Genomic DNA, 14,188 nt, shown 5'->3' on the forward strand with positions numbered 1-14,188 from the left:
CGTTCGAATCGCTCCGGGCGCACCAACAAAGTTCAATAATTACAAAGCCTGAAGGCGATCTGTCGAAAGCGACAGGTCGCCTTCTTGATTTTCTGCTCCAATTTTGCTCCACTTGCTCCAACAGAGAGGTGGAGCGATGGCAACATTTCGGAAGCGGGGAAATCTCCAATGGGAAGCCAGGATTCGCAAGCGAGGTTACCCGGCAACATGCAAGACCTTCGATACAAAGGCCGAGGCCGAGCAATGGGCAAAGGGAGTCGAGACCGAGATGTCCAAAGGACAGTTTGTCTCGACCAAAGAGGCCGAGAGCTACACCCTGAGCGAATGTTTGGATCGCTATAAAGAGGAATATTTGCCAAGGCTCAAAGACCCTCGCCGTGAAATTTCCCGAGCTAATTGCCTTCAATCACGTGCCATCGCCCACCGTATCATGTCAACGATTCGGTCGAAAGACATTGCGGACTATCGACGCGCCCGGGAGAAAGAAGGGATTTCGGCCAATACGATCCGGTTGGACCTGGCTCTTCTCTCCAGGCTCTTTAATTTTGCCAAGAGCGATTGGGGAATGGAGAGTTTGACCAATCCCGTGCAACTCGCCGCCAAACCCAAATTGCCGCCGGGACGCGAAAGACGACTGGAAGCTGGCGAGGAAGAAAAACTCTTTGAAGCCATTGGCGATGACTTGGAGTTTGGCGCAATCGTCAAGTTCGCCTTGGAAACAGCCATGCGACGTGGCGAGATAGTTAAGCTTGCCTGGGAAGATATAGACCTCCGCAATAAGTCTGCATTATTGCGTGACACAAAAAACGGGACATGCAGGACAGTCCCTTTATCTCGAAAAGCGATCGAAGTGCTCCACGGGCTCCCTCGCCATATTTCCGGACGAGTTTTTCCCGGCCACCTCCATCCCGACACACTGTCATCGAAGATGGGCAAGGCTTGCCAATTGGCCGGACTGGCGAACTTGCACTTTCATGACCTGCGCCATGAAGCCACCAGTCGCTTCTTTGAGCATACGGACTTGGATGTGATGGAAATCAAGGCCATTACCGGACATAAATCCCTGCAAATGCTTGCGAGGTACACGCATTTGCGCACGGCCAATCTCGCAGCGAGATTGGATGGCGCGAAGCGTGGGGAGGTCAGGCGCTTGTAATTCTTTTTGAAATTAAGAGGGAAAGCCCTGTTGTGTTCTGCATGCTTGTATAGTGACCTAGACGTAAGCCTTGGCTTTAAAACCGCAGCCCGGGAGACGTGCATGGAGCCACGGCAAATCAAAGGCGTGCTTTTCGACGCCTTCGGCACGTTGTGCCGCATCGAATCCCCCCGGCTCCCCTACCGCTCGATCATGAAGCGATGGGAGAACGGAGCGGCCGATTGCTACCAAGCCATCATGACACGTGATGCATCCTTGGTGGAATTCGCCGGCGAGGCAGGGCTGTCCCAGGAAGAAACCGCTCTCCTCGAAGCGCATGTGGCCGAGGAAACGGACTCCATGCGTCTTTTTCCCGACGCCCCGCGAACGCTGCAAGCGCTCCGTGAACATGGCCTCAAGATCGCGGTGGTCTCCAATCTCGCCAAGCCCTATGGCGCGCCATTTCTCAAGCTTCTGCCCTTTGAGCCGGATGTCCGCGCCTTTTCCTACGAGGTCGGCGCGCGTAAGCCAGAGACGCTGCTCTATCAGTATGCCTGGGAAGGGCTCGGCTGTACGCCAGAGGAGCTCCTCATGGTCGGCGATTCGCTGAAAAACGATTATCAGGTCCCCCGTGTTCTTGGGCTCCACGCCTTATGGCTTGATCGGGAGGCCGCTTCCCTCCAGGGGGAGAATGGGCATGTTATCAATTCCCTCCAAAGCGTTATTGGCTACCTGGGGATCGTCAGTTGAAATGGGGCGTTCCGTTGAGGTAGCATGGGGACCACTTGTAAAAGCGGGCTAACGCAGTGGAAAGGCCAAATTAGCAAATTGTATTAATAGATTGTGCTAGTCTTGAATGAGTGACGCAATTTGCATTGCTCTGGCTGATGTACGCAGGAAGGATATTTTTTAATGACTGCATGCTTATTAATGAATATATAGAATACTACTTGGACGAAAAGGAAAGTTCTTTTAAATAAATACATGGGGCGATATATAAATATTTCGTAATTTTTTGGCGGATCAGATCGCGGCTTCAATGAAGTATGTGTGCAAGAAGGTAAAGCTTGAAATTCTGCGATTCCATGGCCTGCGGCAGGAAGCCATCAGCCGTGTTTTGAGCCTACGAACCTGGACGTCATAGAGATCGAGGCAATCACTAGGCACAAGGCTCTGTAAAATTAGCACAGTCTACGCATTTGCGAACGGCAGGCTTGGCGGACAGGCTTGCTGGGATGAAGTGTGGAAAGTTAATGAATGATTGACCTCAAGATAGTTAAGTCATCAGACTCTCAACAGAGACGATTACCCAGCCATTGTCTGAAAATTCACTCTGATAGTCAGCGATATTGTTTTCATGACAAGCCATGGCAAAAAGATGTGTTGGGCGGCTCATTGCCACATGAGAAATTTTTATGCAAGATTTTAAGCGAACCCCCATTGTTCGTTGTACTGGTTTTTCTAAAAGGAAAGGAGTGATATATTTAATATCATCTTTGTGATAAAATGTACTTAAAAAAAGTGTTGCGGTGTGAGTTTCTCCTTTCGCAGAATGAACTGTCCCGACTTCAATTTGTATATCAGATATGCAATCAACAAAATTGCATGCAAAATCTTGCTGACAAGCGTCGTCAATGGTTGTAGAAGATATAAAGTCCAATGCCATCCCCTTGTCGCTGCAATGGGCAATTAATGGATCCAATAAGACAGTCGCCTCGTCTATGATCTTGTCCTCAGATTTTCCTAGCAAGTACTCTAAAAACCATTGAGAAATCGTTGAATTAATTTGTAAATAGAGTTCGCTGTTGTTGGTTTTAAGCCAATTTTTAAATTGGTGTGCTGTGAACGGGATACCCTCTGCTGTGTTGCATCGGTTGACTAAGTTCGCAATTCCTTCGTATAAAAGTCGTTGGAATATCTTTGGGGAATGTGCTCCGCAGTGTAAGCCTTCGTATGATTTAATATACGATCTGAATGAACAAAATTTAGCGATATTTTTTTTGTGTGGAGTGTAACTTTGCCAGTAATGAGGTATACAAGTTGTTTCTTTTTGCTTTCCGACCCATCCGATAGCTTTGAATACTTTGTTGTTTATAGACGCATCTTCGTCTAAGCCGAGGTTTCGGATTAGTTTTCCGAAAGATTGAATAGTGCAATCCATGCAAAAGTCATTGTATGTAATAATATGTGGTTTATGAGAATTGACATTGTCGTTGCCAAGGAGCGGAATATGACGCAAAGTTCTTACTTTTGACGCAACTGTTGAAATGTTCTGCCCAAATCTCATGGATCTTGAAAATGTTAGTGCTCCATCGCGAGGTCTCCATTCCATTTCGCTATCTGTGGGCGTAGAAAAGATCGCCTGATTTGGATCTCCTAATTTTTGAACAACAGACCTGGGCCCGGAAAAAAGAGCATCTAAAATGTCAATTTGATGTCCATAGCTGTCTTGCATTTCGTCTATGAGAACAAATTTAAACCTAGCACTGAACAAATCATCCAGTGCTGGATGGTTCTGTAGGTAATATTTTGCAAGATTGTATGCCTGCCTATGGCTTATGATTCCGGACTCAAAGATTTTTTTGCAGGCATGGGTAATGGCGATGTGAGTAATTGTTGTAGTATTTGCAAGTTTAATAGGTTTCAAATCGAATGTTAGCGTGCTAGAGTCCAGCTGTATTTTTTTTAATAGGTCAGAGGGACTATCATAGCCTGGTCCTTGAACCTGTTTTGAGATCCAAGGGCGAGCCCTGGAAGCCATGCATTCGCTGGTGAGTTTGTGAAGGTAGTATTCTGTATCGATTGCAGTTAGGCGCTTGTTGAACAATTTAATGAAACAAGGTGAGGCCAAGTAGCGATCAACAAATGATTGAATTGTGCCAAAGAAATTTGGATAACTAAGAAGCTTGTCGGCTTCGTCTCCAAGTCTTTTCTTGATCTCATTGATTGCAACGTTGGTATGAGTTAGAACACAGATTCCGCCACCCTTAAGAAAAGATACTTTTTTCCCTAGAATCAATAACTTTGCGAGCAGGGCCGTCGTCTTTCCGCTTCCTGGGCAAGCGATTACATCGCATGAGTATAGCGATCGAATAAACGCTCTTCGCTCTTCATCAAAACTACAACCTGGCGGCAATAGCTTGGCTTCAGCAAGTGTTATATCCTCGTCGGTTATTTCAAGCATCTGGCTGGTCCTCAAGAGCCGCCGTGACATGGATGATTGCATTGACTAGGTATCTCATTGCTGGTTGATAAAGACGTGATATTATATCTTCGCTGCTTTTTGCGTATTCCTGTTTAATATTTTTTGCAAAAGTTTGAGCAACAACAGCTTTCGAAATGTCCTTTTTAAGCATTATATCGGTGTATATTCTTTTCGCAATAATTTCTTTTTTTCTCGAATGTTGTGACAGCTCCGCTCGCCATTCGTCGAAGAGCTCATTGGCTGTTTCTTTTGCCTCTTCAATTTTTTGGCGTTTCGGTGCCCCATCTTTAGCGTTTTGAATTTTTTCTGACATAAGAATGGACTTTAAAAATATTTTTTGTAACTGCTTTGTGAGCGAGATCTCATACTCTAATGTCCAATGGGGAGAGATAAATACTTTTGCACATCCTGATCCAAGCCGAGTTTCTATTGATTCGCCTTTGTCTGAAATTCCTTGTTTTATGCTTTCAATTGTTGGTATATTGTCTGTGCCTGTATGATTTTCAATTTGAACTTCATACGGGCAAACGTCACGGTCTGTGATTATGGCGACAGGAATTCCCATATTTTGACCGTCGCTGCGATCAAAAATCTTTGAGTAATGAAGAAATGCTGTGCTTCCAACATTTACAATAGAAACTCCGTATTGATGAAGAGGGCGTCCAATAAGTGTGGCGATCGTCGGCAACAAAATATTTTCTGCATCGCCTTCTACGAGGATTACCCCCTTCGCAAAAAACAAGTTCGATTTTGTAGCATCTAAGAAACGTTCTAAAAAATCGTAATTATTTTTCTTTAGTTTAGTGAAGGCACTACCCATGGGGAAGGCTTTGCCATCTTTGCAGATGATAAGATTTTTTAGTTTTAGGCTCGATGCAAGTGTTGTGCTGTGTGTTGAAAGAATAAGTTGGCCTTGAGTTTCTGTCTCTAGGTATTTTACCAGCCGCAGTTGTGCTTGAGGATGCAAGTGAGCTTCAAGCTCTTCAATTATTGTAAGCTTTAACTCATTACGAGAGGTGTTTTGTTGTAATAGAAGTTCGGCTGCGATGTATAAGAGATTTAATGAGCCTAACCCGGCCGACTCTCCTTGATATACAAGACTTAAACGTTTTAAGATACTTTGAAGCTCGCTTCCCGAGATGTTTATCTCTGATTCTTGTTTTGTTGATGGATGTAGAAAATTAACGAGGTGAGTATTTATTGTGTTGAGAATTGCGGAAGCCTCATCGTCGTCGGTGAAATATTTCTCGACACTATTATTGGCTTCAGAAATAATTTCTTCAAGCGCATGTTTTTTGCCATCCTCTTTTTGAAAGACAGTGTGAGCTTTCAGGATCTGAGCTAATCGAGATCTTCCGCTTGGAGCTAATTCGCTCTCGGCATCGCGAAGAGGTTTAAGGTATACAATTCTGAGTAAATCTAGCGCTGCACTAAAAATGGATTGTCCATCCGGATCAGATCCCGCTCTAAGCTCTCGAGAGATGCGATCAGGAGTCCGGCGAGCAACGTATGTTAAACGAAGTGAGTATTCAGGGACGCCTGAAGAATTATCAATATCAATCCACTCTAGGAAGGGAGCTGCTTCTTCGTTGGTAAATTTTTCAAATACGCACTCTATTTTTAGTTCTTGTGCACGTTTTATTCCATCAAAATGAAAATCTGAGTCTTCAAGGTGAAACCAATCTTTGCTTTGAGTCCCTAGAGTAAGTCGAATGGCGTCAATAATTGCAGATTTTCCAGAATCATTCTCACCAATAAGGACATTTAACCCATTGTTGAGTGGAACAACAATCCCTGGCAATGAGACGTTTTCCATTACAATTGACCCAAATTTTCGAAAATTCCAAATTCGTATGCTCGATAGGTACATGATTCACCGCGACTTGTTAGTTTGCGTGTCGTTTCTGTGAGTTTGCCATGTGAGGTATTGTAGCCTTTAAATCAGATTGCTTTTGTTGTAGTAGTCATGTCGAATTCATGATTGTTCCTGTATTTGTAATTCGGTGTGATCCAAAAGCGTCTCGGGCGTTTACGCTCATCGGTCCCTTGACTTAACCATCCCCTCTATCCCCCTGCTTTGAAGGCTAGGCGAAATAATCTGTATCAGCAAGCCTATTTTGCCTCTTCGATCTTAAAACCAATGGCTGTTTTCTCTGTCAATTTCATTTTGCTGATCTATTATTTGTTTAGTCTGCTGTTTATATGCGTTAACAATAAGTGCAACTGTTTTTGTGTACTGTTCAATTTTTGCCAGTATTGTGCTGTTTCTTGATATTGATCGCTTAAATTCCTGATCTGTAGCTGAAGATTTTGCAGTGTCCTTTCCTGCGAGGACAGCAAATTTTGCAGATATATTAGGGTTTGTTCGTGCTTGTTCTGCCTTTTTTGTAAATTTTGTTCCAATACAATCAACGTGTTCGAGAGCATGCGCTCGATCTCGGTCATGGCTTACTCCAATTTCACAGCTTGTTGTTTCCCCACCGTCCAGCCTGTGTGGGCCGAAGTCTTGGGCGGCAGGATGATGAACCGGCCATCCTGGTTCTCCAGGAGTTTCAATCCCCAGGTCCGCTTTTCCAGTTGACCGACGGTGTTCTCCAGGTCGGCTTTGCTCGCATTGAGGCTCTGAATCTCCCCTTGTAATGCCAAGACCCTGTGTGCGAGCAGGGTCACCACGCCCCAGCCACCCAAGGCCGCCCCCGTCAGAATGGCCATGCTCAGGAGCAGGGCTTGCAGCCATTTTCGGCTGAAGGTCCAGCTCAGGGTTTGGCAGCGTGAGGCGATGCTCTCTTCCAACATCCCAAGCTTTTCCTGGATAGCGGCTTCGGTTGTACGCAGTGCGGCGGTCGATGACTGCCGCAAGCTCTTGCTCAAGGCGTCGAATTGCTGCCGGGTCAGGGCCTCGAGCTCCAGCCGGTCCTGTTCGGTCTTGGCCCGCATGCGCTCGGCCAGGGAGGCCAGCGAGTTGCCAGTGTTCGGCATAGATTCCCCCTTTGAGGCGAAGCTTTTCACCGCTGGCTGGGTCTTTGACGGTGATGTAGTCCTTGCCCGCCCTGTTGATCTCCAGGTCGGCCTCCCGAAGAGCCGCAAGAAGCTCGGAGCGGTTTGTGACCTGCCCCTCTTCGATCTTCATGAGCAGGAAGGCGTGAACGGCGTCCTTGGCCTCCGCGCGTTCGTCCTTACCGGGCGCTGTTCCCCACCGGATCAGACGGGCTTTGTGCAGGTCCGCGTGTTCCGGCGTGCGCAGTCGGGCTCTGGCCGGATCATCCGGCCTGGCCCAACCTTCGCGGTGATTGTGCAGGTCCCGGAACACGTCGAAGTGCTTTTGCCAGCCTGGCGGGCAGGGATTGAAGGCCTTGCCGCTTGAGAGTTCCACGCGAGGGATGACGAAATGGAGCTCATGATGCCCGGCATGGTGGTGCCTTACCCAAAGGATGTTGCGCTGATCCGGCTCCAGGCCGGCAAAGGCCACGGCCTCGAAGTCGTCCATGACGCACGTTTCCTGCTTGGACGTCACGACTTCGTCCGGATGCCAGGAAAGGACCCCGGCCGTGAACTTCCATTTGGTGTCCAGGGAGTCGATCAGCTCTCGGGTCAGCTCCGGATCACCGCGCAGCACCTCGGGCGGATGTTTGTCCCGGTCCGGGTAGTCCGGACGCACCAGGTAGCGTGTAGGCCCATCCCCGGCCCCCTGCCCGTGCGGGAAGACCTTCATGTACATGGTGTCTCCCTGAAGGCTTTTGACTCCATGGAGGAAGAGGGTTCTTGCCGCTCGCCTTCTCCCGCGCCTGCGCCGCGCTTGAGGGACCTCTCGATGCTCAAGAGGGCAGCCAAGACCTGAATGGCCTCTGCCCGGCTTTTGTACGTATTGGCCCACCTAGCCAGTTGGTTCAGGTTCGCGCCCACTCGGGCAAGCTGGCGAACGTGCTCTTTCTCCAAGGGTGTTTGGCGAAGGCGGTAGTCCAGGGCACGTTGGCGGATGAAATCCGTCACAGTCTGGCCCTGGGCTTGCGCCTTGGCCGTGATCGCTTCCTTCTCAGCCCGGGTGACGCGAAGCTTGATCCAGGCTGTCCGGCTCGGAGCCTTTTCTTTCATGGCGTCACCTGCCTTGATGCCTTTGGCAGGGGTCGAGGGGGGCGCAGCCCACCCGCCAGCCCCGGCAGGGGGCACCGCGTCAGCGCGTGCCCACAACGGGTAGGCTGGCTCTGCGACATGCCGCCGATGCGCGCAGGCTTTCCGCAACAACATACCGATGGCGAAAAAAGCGAAAAAAGCGAAATAAGGTTCACGCGAGACTCCTCCTTTCTTCGCTTATTTCGCTTTTTTCGCTTAATTCGCGCAGAGCCAGGATGATCCGGGGACGGCCCGCATTTTTCAGCTTGGTGATGGTGATGCGCTGTTGTGCCTCGAGTTGTTGCAGCAGGGGTTTGAGGCGGTCGCGGGGGACATGCCTGCTCAGGACGGTGCTTAGTTCGGTGGCCGTGAGTGGGCCGGCCTTGAGCGCTTCCAGGATCTTATCCTCCAGCGGGTCCGTCGCCCGGTCCCCGAAGATGTAGCGCGCCGAATCCTGGGCATAACGCCACATAGCAAGGGCCGCTTGCAGGTGGGGCTCCTCGATTCTCCCCTGAGCGTCCAAGAGGGCATAGAGGAGGGCCAAGCGGAGGGTCTGGGCTTCGGCCCGGTTGATAATGCTCCCGGCCAGTCCCGTGTGCTCCTGGGAGAGCTCGGGGTAGACGTGTCGCCAGAGCTCCAGGGCGTTTGCCGTCATCGTCATGACGCCGCGCTGCTGCGCTTGTCCCACGCACCGCCAGAGCTCACGCTGCAAGGGCGCAAGCTCTGCGTCCGGCATCCGTGAAGGCAGGGCAACCAATTTCGAGCGACGGGCGCATATCCAAAGGAATCGGTTGCCGAAGCCATTCACGGCCTGCACCTCGCCCAAACACACGGCGAGCTCCTGCATGGTGATGTGGGTGATGATGCTGATATGCGCGCCGCGCACCAGGACGGGGTTGTTCTTAGTCAGGGGGGCATAGTCGCCGGAGTCCCAGAAGCAGCGAATGCCCATGGAGAGCGTGTTGCCTTCCCGTTTGGTGCAGGCAAGGGCGCTGGCAAACTCCTCGTCCATGATGACGAGCCTTTTGTCTCCCTTTTCGCGGACCGGTTCGGCGGGGTTCTGCCGCTGCCTCCGCTCCCGCTCCTCATCGCTTTCGTCGCGTACATGATGGGCCAGACCTTCTCCCGTGGAGAGCGGGCCGCCGCTCTCCCTGGCAGGCAAAGGGACGCCCCAGGCCCTTAAGTCGGCGGGCAGGCAGTGCTCCCGGCCAAAAAGCTTCGCCACGGGATGCCGGGAGGTTCCCTTGCGGGCCTTGCTGGTGCTGCCGCAGATGACGGCAAAGAGGCGCGGCGAGTGGACGGTCTCGCCCACATAGAGGTGCGGGCCTTTATCGGGCGCATAGCCGTAGACCTCCGCTCCGAAACGCACCAACGCCGTGATGCAGACCGCCGCCGGATCAGCTTCGCTGTCACGCGTCGCCAGCCGCACGAACTCGCCCAGGATGCCCGGGCAGGCGTCAAACGAGAATCGAGGCCACTCCTTGAGGTTGAGGCCAATGGGATCATCCGGTGGGGCCTCTTGATGCGCACAGGGCAGCGAGGAGACCGAGGGCCTGCCGCTCATTTGCCACCTCTGTCCCTCTGTTCCGCCTTTGTTGGTCTGCCGCGTCGCCTGGCAGGAGGCAGAGCATGACCGAGGCTATTCTTAGCCTTGATATCGGCCTGGGCGGCTTTGTCGTCGATCCAAGCGTCGACGGACTCCACCTGCCAGGCTAGGCGGCGACCCAATTTTATAGGCGGCGGAACGGCGTCAAACTGCTTGCGAGCGAGATGGCCGTGAATGGAAGCGATGCTTTTCCCAAGGATGATGGACAATTCTTCGATGTTGTAAAACCGTTTTGTGACCATGGGTACTCCTTCTATGAAGTGCAAACTATGAGCGCCAAGCATAAGCACATATCGCCAGAAAATGTCAATTACTCAAAATTTTCGCACCCCTACGCAAATTTTGCGTACCCCCCCCGCAAACTTTGCGCACCCATGATGCCGCTATTTCGCAGTTAAGACGTGGCAGTATCATTGAGTGCTACTGTGCAATATGGTGGAATGACATCGTCTGGCAGGGGCTTGCCAGCGAGGAAGAGGGAGGAAAGGCAGGTTTCGCCGCGGTGGGGTAGTCCCCGCGAGGGGCGGAAGTACGCCTTCGGAGGCTTCAGGCTGCGAGGTGGCTGGGACGGTTTCCGCGCCAAAGTCAGGGAGTCGTTTTTGTGCGGGCGGGAGGTCGGGGGCGGTAAAGCGCTGTCTGGGGCATGAGCAAGTGGCCTTGACAGAAAGTACCTTTATGGTAATTTTTACTTATGGAAAAACGAAAGCCGACGTATGACCTGGGCTCTTTCCAAGATGCGGCGAGAAGGGGCGAAGTCGCCGTGACGAGAACCGCCGCCCAGGCAGCCCAACGCCTCGGCTTCGATTACGATGGCATGATGGCGGTCATTGAGAGCATGAACCGCAGGCACTTTTACAAATCCATGACCGCCTACGCGGACAACGCGGCCTGGCAGGACGTGTATCATGTGCCGACATCCGCCGGGATTTTATACGTGAAGTTTATGGCTGGAAGGATTTCGGCCTTTGACCTGCTCTCTTTCAAGGAGAAATAGCATGGAAACAAATCCCCTGTGCCACGAGGACGGAACCGAAATGGTTCGTGACGTGAGGCCGGTGGAATTTTCCTACAAGGGACAGACGATGACTGTTGCCATGCCCGGATGGTATTGCCCGAAATGCGGGGAAGGTCTCTATACCCGTGCGGACATGAAGGTTTCCGATCGTGTCTTGAACGCCATGAAGGCGAGGTGCGAGGGGCTGTTGGATGGCCCGCAGGTAAAGCGCATCCGCAAAAAGCTCGGGCTGACCCAGGCGGCGGCCGGCGACCTCATCGGCGGCGGCCCGAAGGCGTTCACCAAGTACGAGAAGGGGGATGCCCTGACCAGCCGGGCCGTGACCAACCTGTTGAAGGTACTCGACGCCGTGCCTGACGCGCTCACGATCCTTCGGGAAAATCAGGGGCGTCCTTCCTGCTGATTCTTTTTGTTGTTCTTCCTTTTTTCGCGTGCACCACGACATGGTCAGCCTCAATCGGTCATGGGCGTGAGGCGTAGTTCGCCTGGATGTGATCTACGAACAGGCGGACTCTCTGAGGGAGCTGGCCAGGCCCTGTCACCAGATAGACGTCGTGCTCCAATCCCCCACTCCACTGGGGGAGTACCCGCACGAGGCGTCCGGCCGTTTCGTCCGGTGCGGCCAGCCGATCCCGGAGCAAGGCGATGCCATGTCCGGCCAGGGCGAAATCACGGCACATCTCCACGGAACTGAAGGTGTATTGGGGTTCGATGTCGACGATGACCTGCCGATTGCCGTTGTGCATGGGCCAACGATGCCCGAACCGTTCGAGCACGATGCAAGGAAGACGATACAGATCCTTTGGCTCCATCGGCATGGGGTGATGCTTGAAGAGTTCGGGGGACGCGTACAAAAAAGGCTCAATGGTCAACAGCTTCCTGGCCACAAGCGGCGGGGCTATGGAAGGCCCGATGAGAAAGGCTACGTCATAGGGATCGATGCGCATATCCACGGGGTATTCCGCGAAGGTCAGGTCCATCCGTATGTCGGGCCAGCGGGCGGCGAAACCGACCAGCATGTCCCGCATGTGATCCTCGTACAGATCCCGGAACATGCAGACGCGCACCAAGCCGGAAGGCTTCTGCATGTTCATCGCCACGAAATCATAGGCTTTGTGTGATTCGTCAAGAATGAATTCGCACCGCTCGATCAAAACCGAGCCGGTATCCGTCAGCTTCACATTGCGCGTGTCCCTGTAAAAGAGCAGCACCCCCATCCGCTCTTCCAGCAATTTGATGCGCCTTGAGAGTGTCGAAGCGCTCATCCCCAATATTTCAGCAGCCTTGGAAAAGCTTTTCTGCCGGGCGACCGCGACCAGAAGTGGGAGGTCAGTCAGAAATTCTTGCATGATTATGCCCATTTTTGGCTTAGAGTTTTCTGTTTAGGCTATTTATTTATTTTTTGAGGATGGTAAAAAAGCATACTTCGGAATGCAAGAACCGAAAGACGGTGTGCCGGCCGTCGACGAGGTCTCGAACCCGCCCGGGAGGTCTGGTGCAACCGCTTCCGACAAACACCCGGGGCGCGTCCGGGCTTCCGGAGGGTGGTTCTCACGGCGAAGCATCGATGAGGAGCGGCATCACCCCGCAGAGACGACGCATATGCGGCACAGACTGTTCGACAACCAACCACAGGAGCGAAAGAACATGACCATGCAGTCCGTCCTTGATGACACCAATACGTTTCTGGGTCATCTCGGCATGAAGGAAGAGCCGTTCGGCGTGCATTATGCCGATACCTTGCCGGAGAAGGCTGTCGGGCCGAAGGTGGGTGTACCCATTTCACGCGACCTGGAGGACCAGAACAAGTTAGACATGCAGGAAGTTTTCAAGACGTTCTCCTGCGTCATGTGCAATGTCTGGCTGGCCAGAAAACGACATAGCGCCGCCTTTATTTCGACGGAAGAATACGGATGCATCGGGGGCGCGTACTACTGCTCCATGATGAAGCCGGCCCTTGCTTTCATTGAGCATTACGTGGGCACGGGCATCAAGGGTACGCCGATTCATGGCGAGAGGTATATGCCCAGCGCCGAGAGCGTGCGAAACTTCCTTGCCAAGGTCAATCCGCGCCAGGCCCCGGCGAAGTACTGCATCTTCAAACCGTTGTCCCAGTTCAAAAATGGGCAGGAGCCTGAGTTCGTCATCTTTTTTGCCCGACCCGAGGTTTTGACCGGCTTATTCACTCAAACGGTATTCACCACAGGCGACATGGACTGCGTGGTTTCTCCCTTTGGCGCGGGTTGCACCAACATGCTCGCCTGGCCTCTGTATTACCAGCAACAGGGGCTGGAAAAAGCCGTCCTCGGCGGGTTCGATCCTTCGGCCAGAAAGTGCATGAAGCCCGACGAACTGACCTTCACGGTGCCTTTGGGCCTTTACAGGAAAATGCTGGCCGCCTTGCCCGAGTCCATGTTCAATGTGGACGGGGAGTGGAAGAACATCCGCAAGAAGATTGCCCGTAGCGCCAAAGCCTGGGGGGAAGAGGAATAGGCTGGGCACTTCTTTGATGATCTGGCGCTGTCCTTTGGCCGGGTCGGCTGTATATAAAAGGGGTTGCCCGCTTTCTGGCAACCCCTTCCGTGTTTTCCGTGGATGACTGCGTTCAGGCATGCTTGGGATAAAAATTCAGGCCCTCGCAAAAGAAGTAGATGGCGGTCTTGAAGTGCTCCCGGTTCCGGTAACCGCGCCTGAACTGCCGGGCATCTCGGCCGCCATTTTATCCTACCACAGGCAGGGAATATGCATCGTACCGCACAGCCCCGGGGAGAACTAGACGCCCGGAAGGGAGTTGTCCCCAGGTCTGGACGATCATTTTTTGTGATCCGGGCCGTTACGTACCCCCAGCAGCTGCCAAGGTTTATTTGCGTCTGAAGATTCACGCGAGGGGCTTCGCGTGGTCGTGTCGGCAGAGGAAAGGAAGCGTGCACGGGCTACCGCCTGTCCGGGGACGGGGTCAATCCCACGTTGCTCGTCGAAGAGCCAAAAAATTTGCTCCAATTTTGCTCCACTCGGTCTGAAAAAGCGTGCATTTTCATGAAAATTCATGAGCACTCATCCGTCTGATATTGTTTGACTATTTCTGGTAAGGCATGGTAAAATTTGAACGTATTATGA

At 52.0% G+C, this 14,188-nt stretch carries 13 protein-coding genes; 5 read left to right on the top strand and 8 right to left on the bottom strand.

The features are described from left to right. Nucleotides 1–136 precede the first annotated feature (136 nt). The gene (locus tag NY78_RS21055) at nucleotides 137–1,156 is read left to right on the top strand and encodes a tyrosine-type recombinase/integrase (protein ID WP_043640739.1); all 1,020 of its coding nucleotides are present in this window, start codon (nucleotides 137–139) and stop codon (nucleotides 1,154–1,156) included. A gap of 102 nt (nucleotides 1,157–1,258) precedes the next feature. Beyond that, nucleotides 1,259–1,885, top strand: a complete 627-nt coding sequence (locus NY78_RS21060) for an HAD family hydrolase (protein WP_043640742.1) — start codon at nucleotides 1,259–1,261, stop codon at nucleotides 1,883–1,885. A gap of 526 nt (nucleotides 1,886–2,411) precedes the next feature. Here NY78_RS21060 and NY78_RS24235 read toward each other — a convergent pair. The 6 genes from NY78_RS24235 to NY78_RS21090 all read right to left on the bottom strand — a co-directional run bounded on the left by NY78_RS24235 (nucleotide 2,412) and on the right by NY78_RS21090 (nucleotide 10,298). After that, nucleotides 2,412–4,319 carry a UvrD-helicase domain-containing protein gene (locus tag NY78_RS24235; RefSeq protein WP_197084299.1) on the bottom strand — a complete coding sequence of 636 codons (1,908 nt, stop codon included), beginning with the start codon at nucleotides 4,317–4,319 and terminating at the stop codon, nucleotides 2,412–2,414. Then, on the bottom strand, nucleotides 4,312–6,210 hold the full coding sequence (locus NY78_RS24240) for an ATP-dependent nuclease (RefSeq protein WP_082140177.1): 1,899 nt from the start codon (nucleotides 6,208–6,210) through the stop codon (nucleotides 4,312–4,314). Before NY78_RS24240 ends, NY78_RS24235 begins: the two co-directional genes overlap by 8 nt. Before the next feature lie 261 nt (nucleotides 6,211–6,471). Continuing rightward, nucleotides 6,472–8,058, bottom strand: a complete 1,587-nt coding sequence (locus NY78_RS25680; RefSeq protein ID WP_231584070.1) for a relaxase/mobilization nuclease domain-containing protein — start codon at nucleotides 8,056–8,058, stop codon at nucleotides 6,472–6,474. Then, nucleotides 8,049–8,432, bottom strand: coding sequence for a plasmid mobilization protein (locus NY78_RS24250; RefSeq protein ID WP_082140178.1), 384 nt, complete (start codon nucleotides 8,430–8,432; stop codon nucleotides 8,049–8,051). Before NY78_RS24250 ends, NY78_RS25680 begins: the two co-directional genes overlap by 10 nt. A gap of 190 nt (nucleotides 8,433–8,622) precedes the next feature. Further along, a complete protein-coding gene (locus tag NY78_RS21085; RefSeq protein ID WP_043640758.1) occupies nucleotides 8,623–10,014 on the bottom strand; it encodes a DUF3987 domain-containing protein in 1,392 nt (463 codons plus the stop codon). Next, entirely contained in the window at nucleotides 10,011–10,298 is a 288-nt protein-coding gene (locus tag NY78_RS21090; RefSeq protein WP_043640761.1) for a helix-turn-helix transcriptional regulator, read from the bottom strand. Before NY78_RS21090 ends, NY78_RS21085 begins: the two co-directional genes overlap by 4 nt. 449 nt (nucleotides 10,299–10,747) lie before the next feature. On the opposite strand from NY78_RS21090, the gene NY78_RS21095 reads away from it, so the two are divergent. Beyond that, nucleotides 10,748–11,050 carry a type II toxin-antitoxin system MqsR family toxin gene (locus tag NY78_RS21095; RefSeq protein WP_009181706.1) on the top strand — a complete coding sequence of 101 codons (303 nt, stop codon included), beginning with the start codon at nucleotides 10,748–10,750 and terminating at the stop codon, nucleotides 11,048–11,050. Between the two features lies 1 nt (nucleotide 11,051). Continuing rightward, nucleotides 11,052–11,474, top strand: coding sequence for a type II toxin-antitoxin system MqsA family antitoxin (locus NY78_RS21100; protein WP_043640765.1), 423 nt, complete (start codon nucleotides 11,052–11,054; stop codon nucleotides 11,472–11,474). 58 nt (nucleotides 11,475–11,532) lie between these two features. Here the strand turns inward: NY78_RS21100 and NY78_RS21105 are convergent, their stop codons facing one another. Continuing rightward, entirely contained in the window at nucleotides 11,533–12,420 is an 888-nt protein-coding gene (locus NY78_RS21105) for a LysR family transcriptional regulator (RefSeq protein ID WP_043640769.1), read from the bottom strand. A 298-nt stretch (nucleotides 12,421–12,718) separates the two neighbouring features. On the opposite strand from NY78_RS21105, the gene NY78_RS21110 reads away from it, so the two are divergent. Then, nucleotides 12,719–13,564: a DUF169 domain-containing protein gene (locus NY78_RS21110; protein WP_043640767.1), complete on the top strand. Its 846-nt coding sequence runs from the start codon at nucleotides 12,719–12,721 to the stop codon at nucleotides 13,562–13,564. 318 nt (nucleotides 13,565–13,882) lie between these two features. Here the strand turns inward: NY78_RS21110 and NY78_RS25020 are convergent, their stop codons facing one another. Continuing rightward, a complete protein-coding gene (locus tag NY78_RS25020) occupies nucleotides 13,883–14,119 on the bottom strand; it encodes a hypothetical protein (protein WP_156181090.1) in 237 nt (78 codons plus the stop codon). Between the last annotated feature and the right edge of the window lie 69 nt (nucleotides 14,120–14,188).

Source organism: Desulfovibrio sp. TomC (assembly GCF_000801335.2).
Lineage (GTDB): Bacteria > Desulfobacterota > Desulfovibrionia > Desulfovibrionales > Desulfovibrionaceae > Solidesulfovibrio.

What these genes read in the sequence shown, in the direction of transcription:
- NY78_RS24250 (WP_082140178.1), bottom strand. Translation starts at nt 8,432, where the DNA reads ATGAAAGAAAAGGCTCCGAGCCGGACAGCCTGGATCAAGCTTCGCGTC.
- NY78_RS21095 (WP_009181706.1), top strand. Translation starts at nt 10,748, where the DNA reads ATGGAAAAACGAAAGCCGACGTATGACCTGGGCTCTTTCCAAGATGCG.
- NY78_RS24240 (WP_082140177.1), bottom strand. Translation starts at nt 6,210, where the DNA reads ATGTACCTATCGAGCATACGAATTTGGAATTTTCGAAAATTTGGGTCA.
- NY78_RS21110 (WP_043640767.1), top strand. Translation starts at nt 12,719, where the DNA reads ATGACCATGCAGTCCGTCCTTGATGACACCAATACGTTTCTGGGTCAT.
- NY78_RS21060 (WP_043640742.1), top strand. Translation starts at nt 1,259, where the DNA reads ATGGAGCCACGGCAAATCAAAGGCGTGCTTTTCGACGCCTTCGGCACG.
- NY78_RS25020 (WP_156181090.1), bottom strand. Translation starts at nt 14,119, where the DNA reads ATGAATTTTCATGAAAATGCACGCTTTTTCAGACCGAGTGGAGCAAAA.
- NY78_RS21055 (WP_043640739.1), top strand. Translation starts at nt 137, where the DNA reads ATGGCAACATTTCGGAAGCGGGGAAATCTCCAATGGGAAGCCAGGATT.
- NY78_RS21090 (WP_043640761.1), bottom strand. Translation starts at nt 10,298, where the DNA reads ATGGTCACAAAACGGTTTTACAACATCGAAGAATTGTCCATCATCCTT.
- NY78_RS21100 (WP_043640765.1), top strand. Translation starts at nt 11,052, where the DNA reads ATGGAAACAAATCCCCTGTGCCACGAGGACGGAACCGAAATGGTTCGT.
- NY78_RS25680 (WP_231584070.1), bottom strand. Translation starts at nt 8,058, where the DNA reads ATGTACATGAAGGTCTTCCCGCACGGGCAGGGGGCCGGGGATGGGCCT.
- NY78_RS21105 (WP_043640769.1), bottom strand. Translation starts at nt 12,420, where the DNA reads ATGCAAGAATTTCTGACTGACCTCCCACTTCTGGTCGCGGTCGCCCGG.
- NY78_RS21085 (WP_043640758.1), bottom strand. Translation starts at nt 10,014, where the DNA reads ATGAGCGGCAGGCCCTCGGTCTCCTCGCTGCCCTGTGCGCATCAAGAG.
- NY78_RS24235 (WP_197084299.1), bottom strand. Translation starts at nt 4,319, where the DNA reads ATGCTTGAAATAACCGACGAGGATATAACACTTGCTGAAGCCAAGCTA.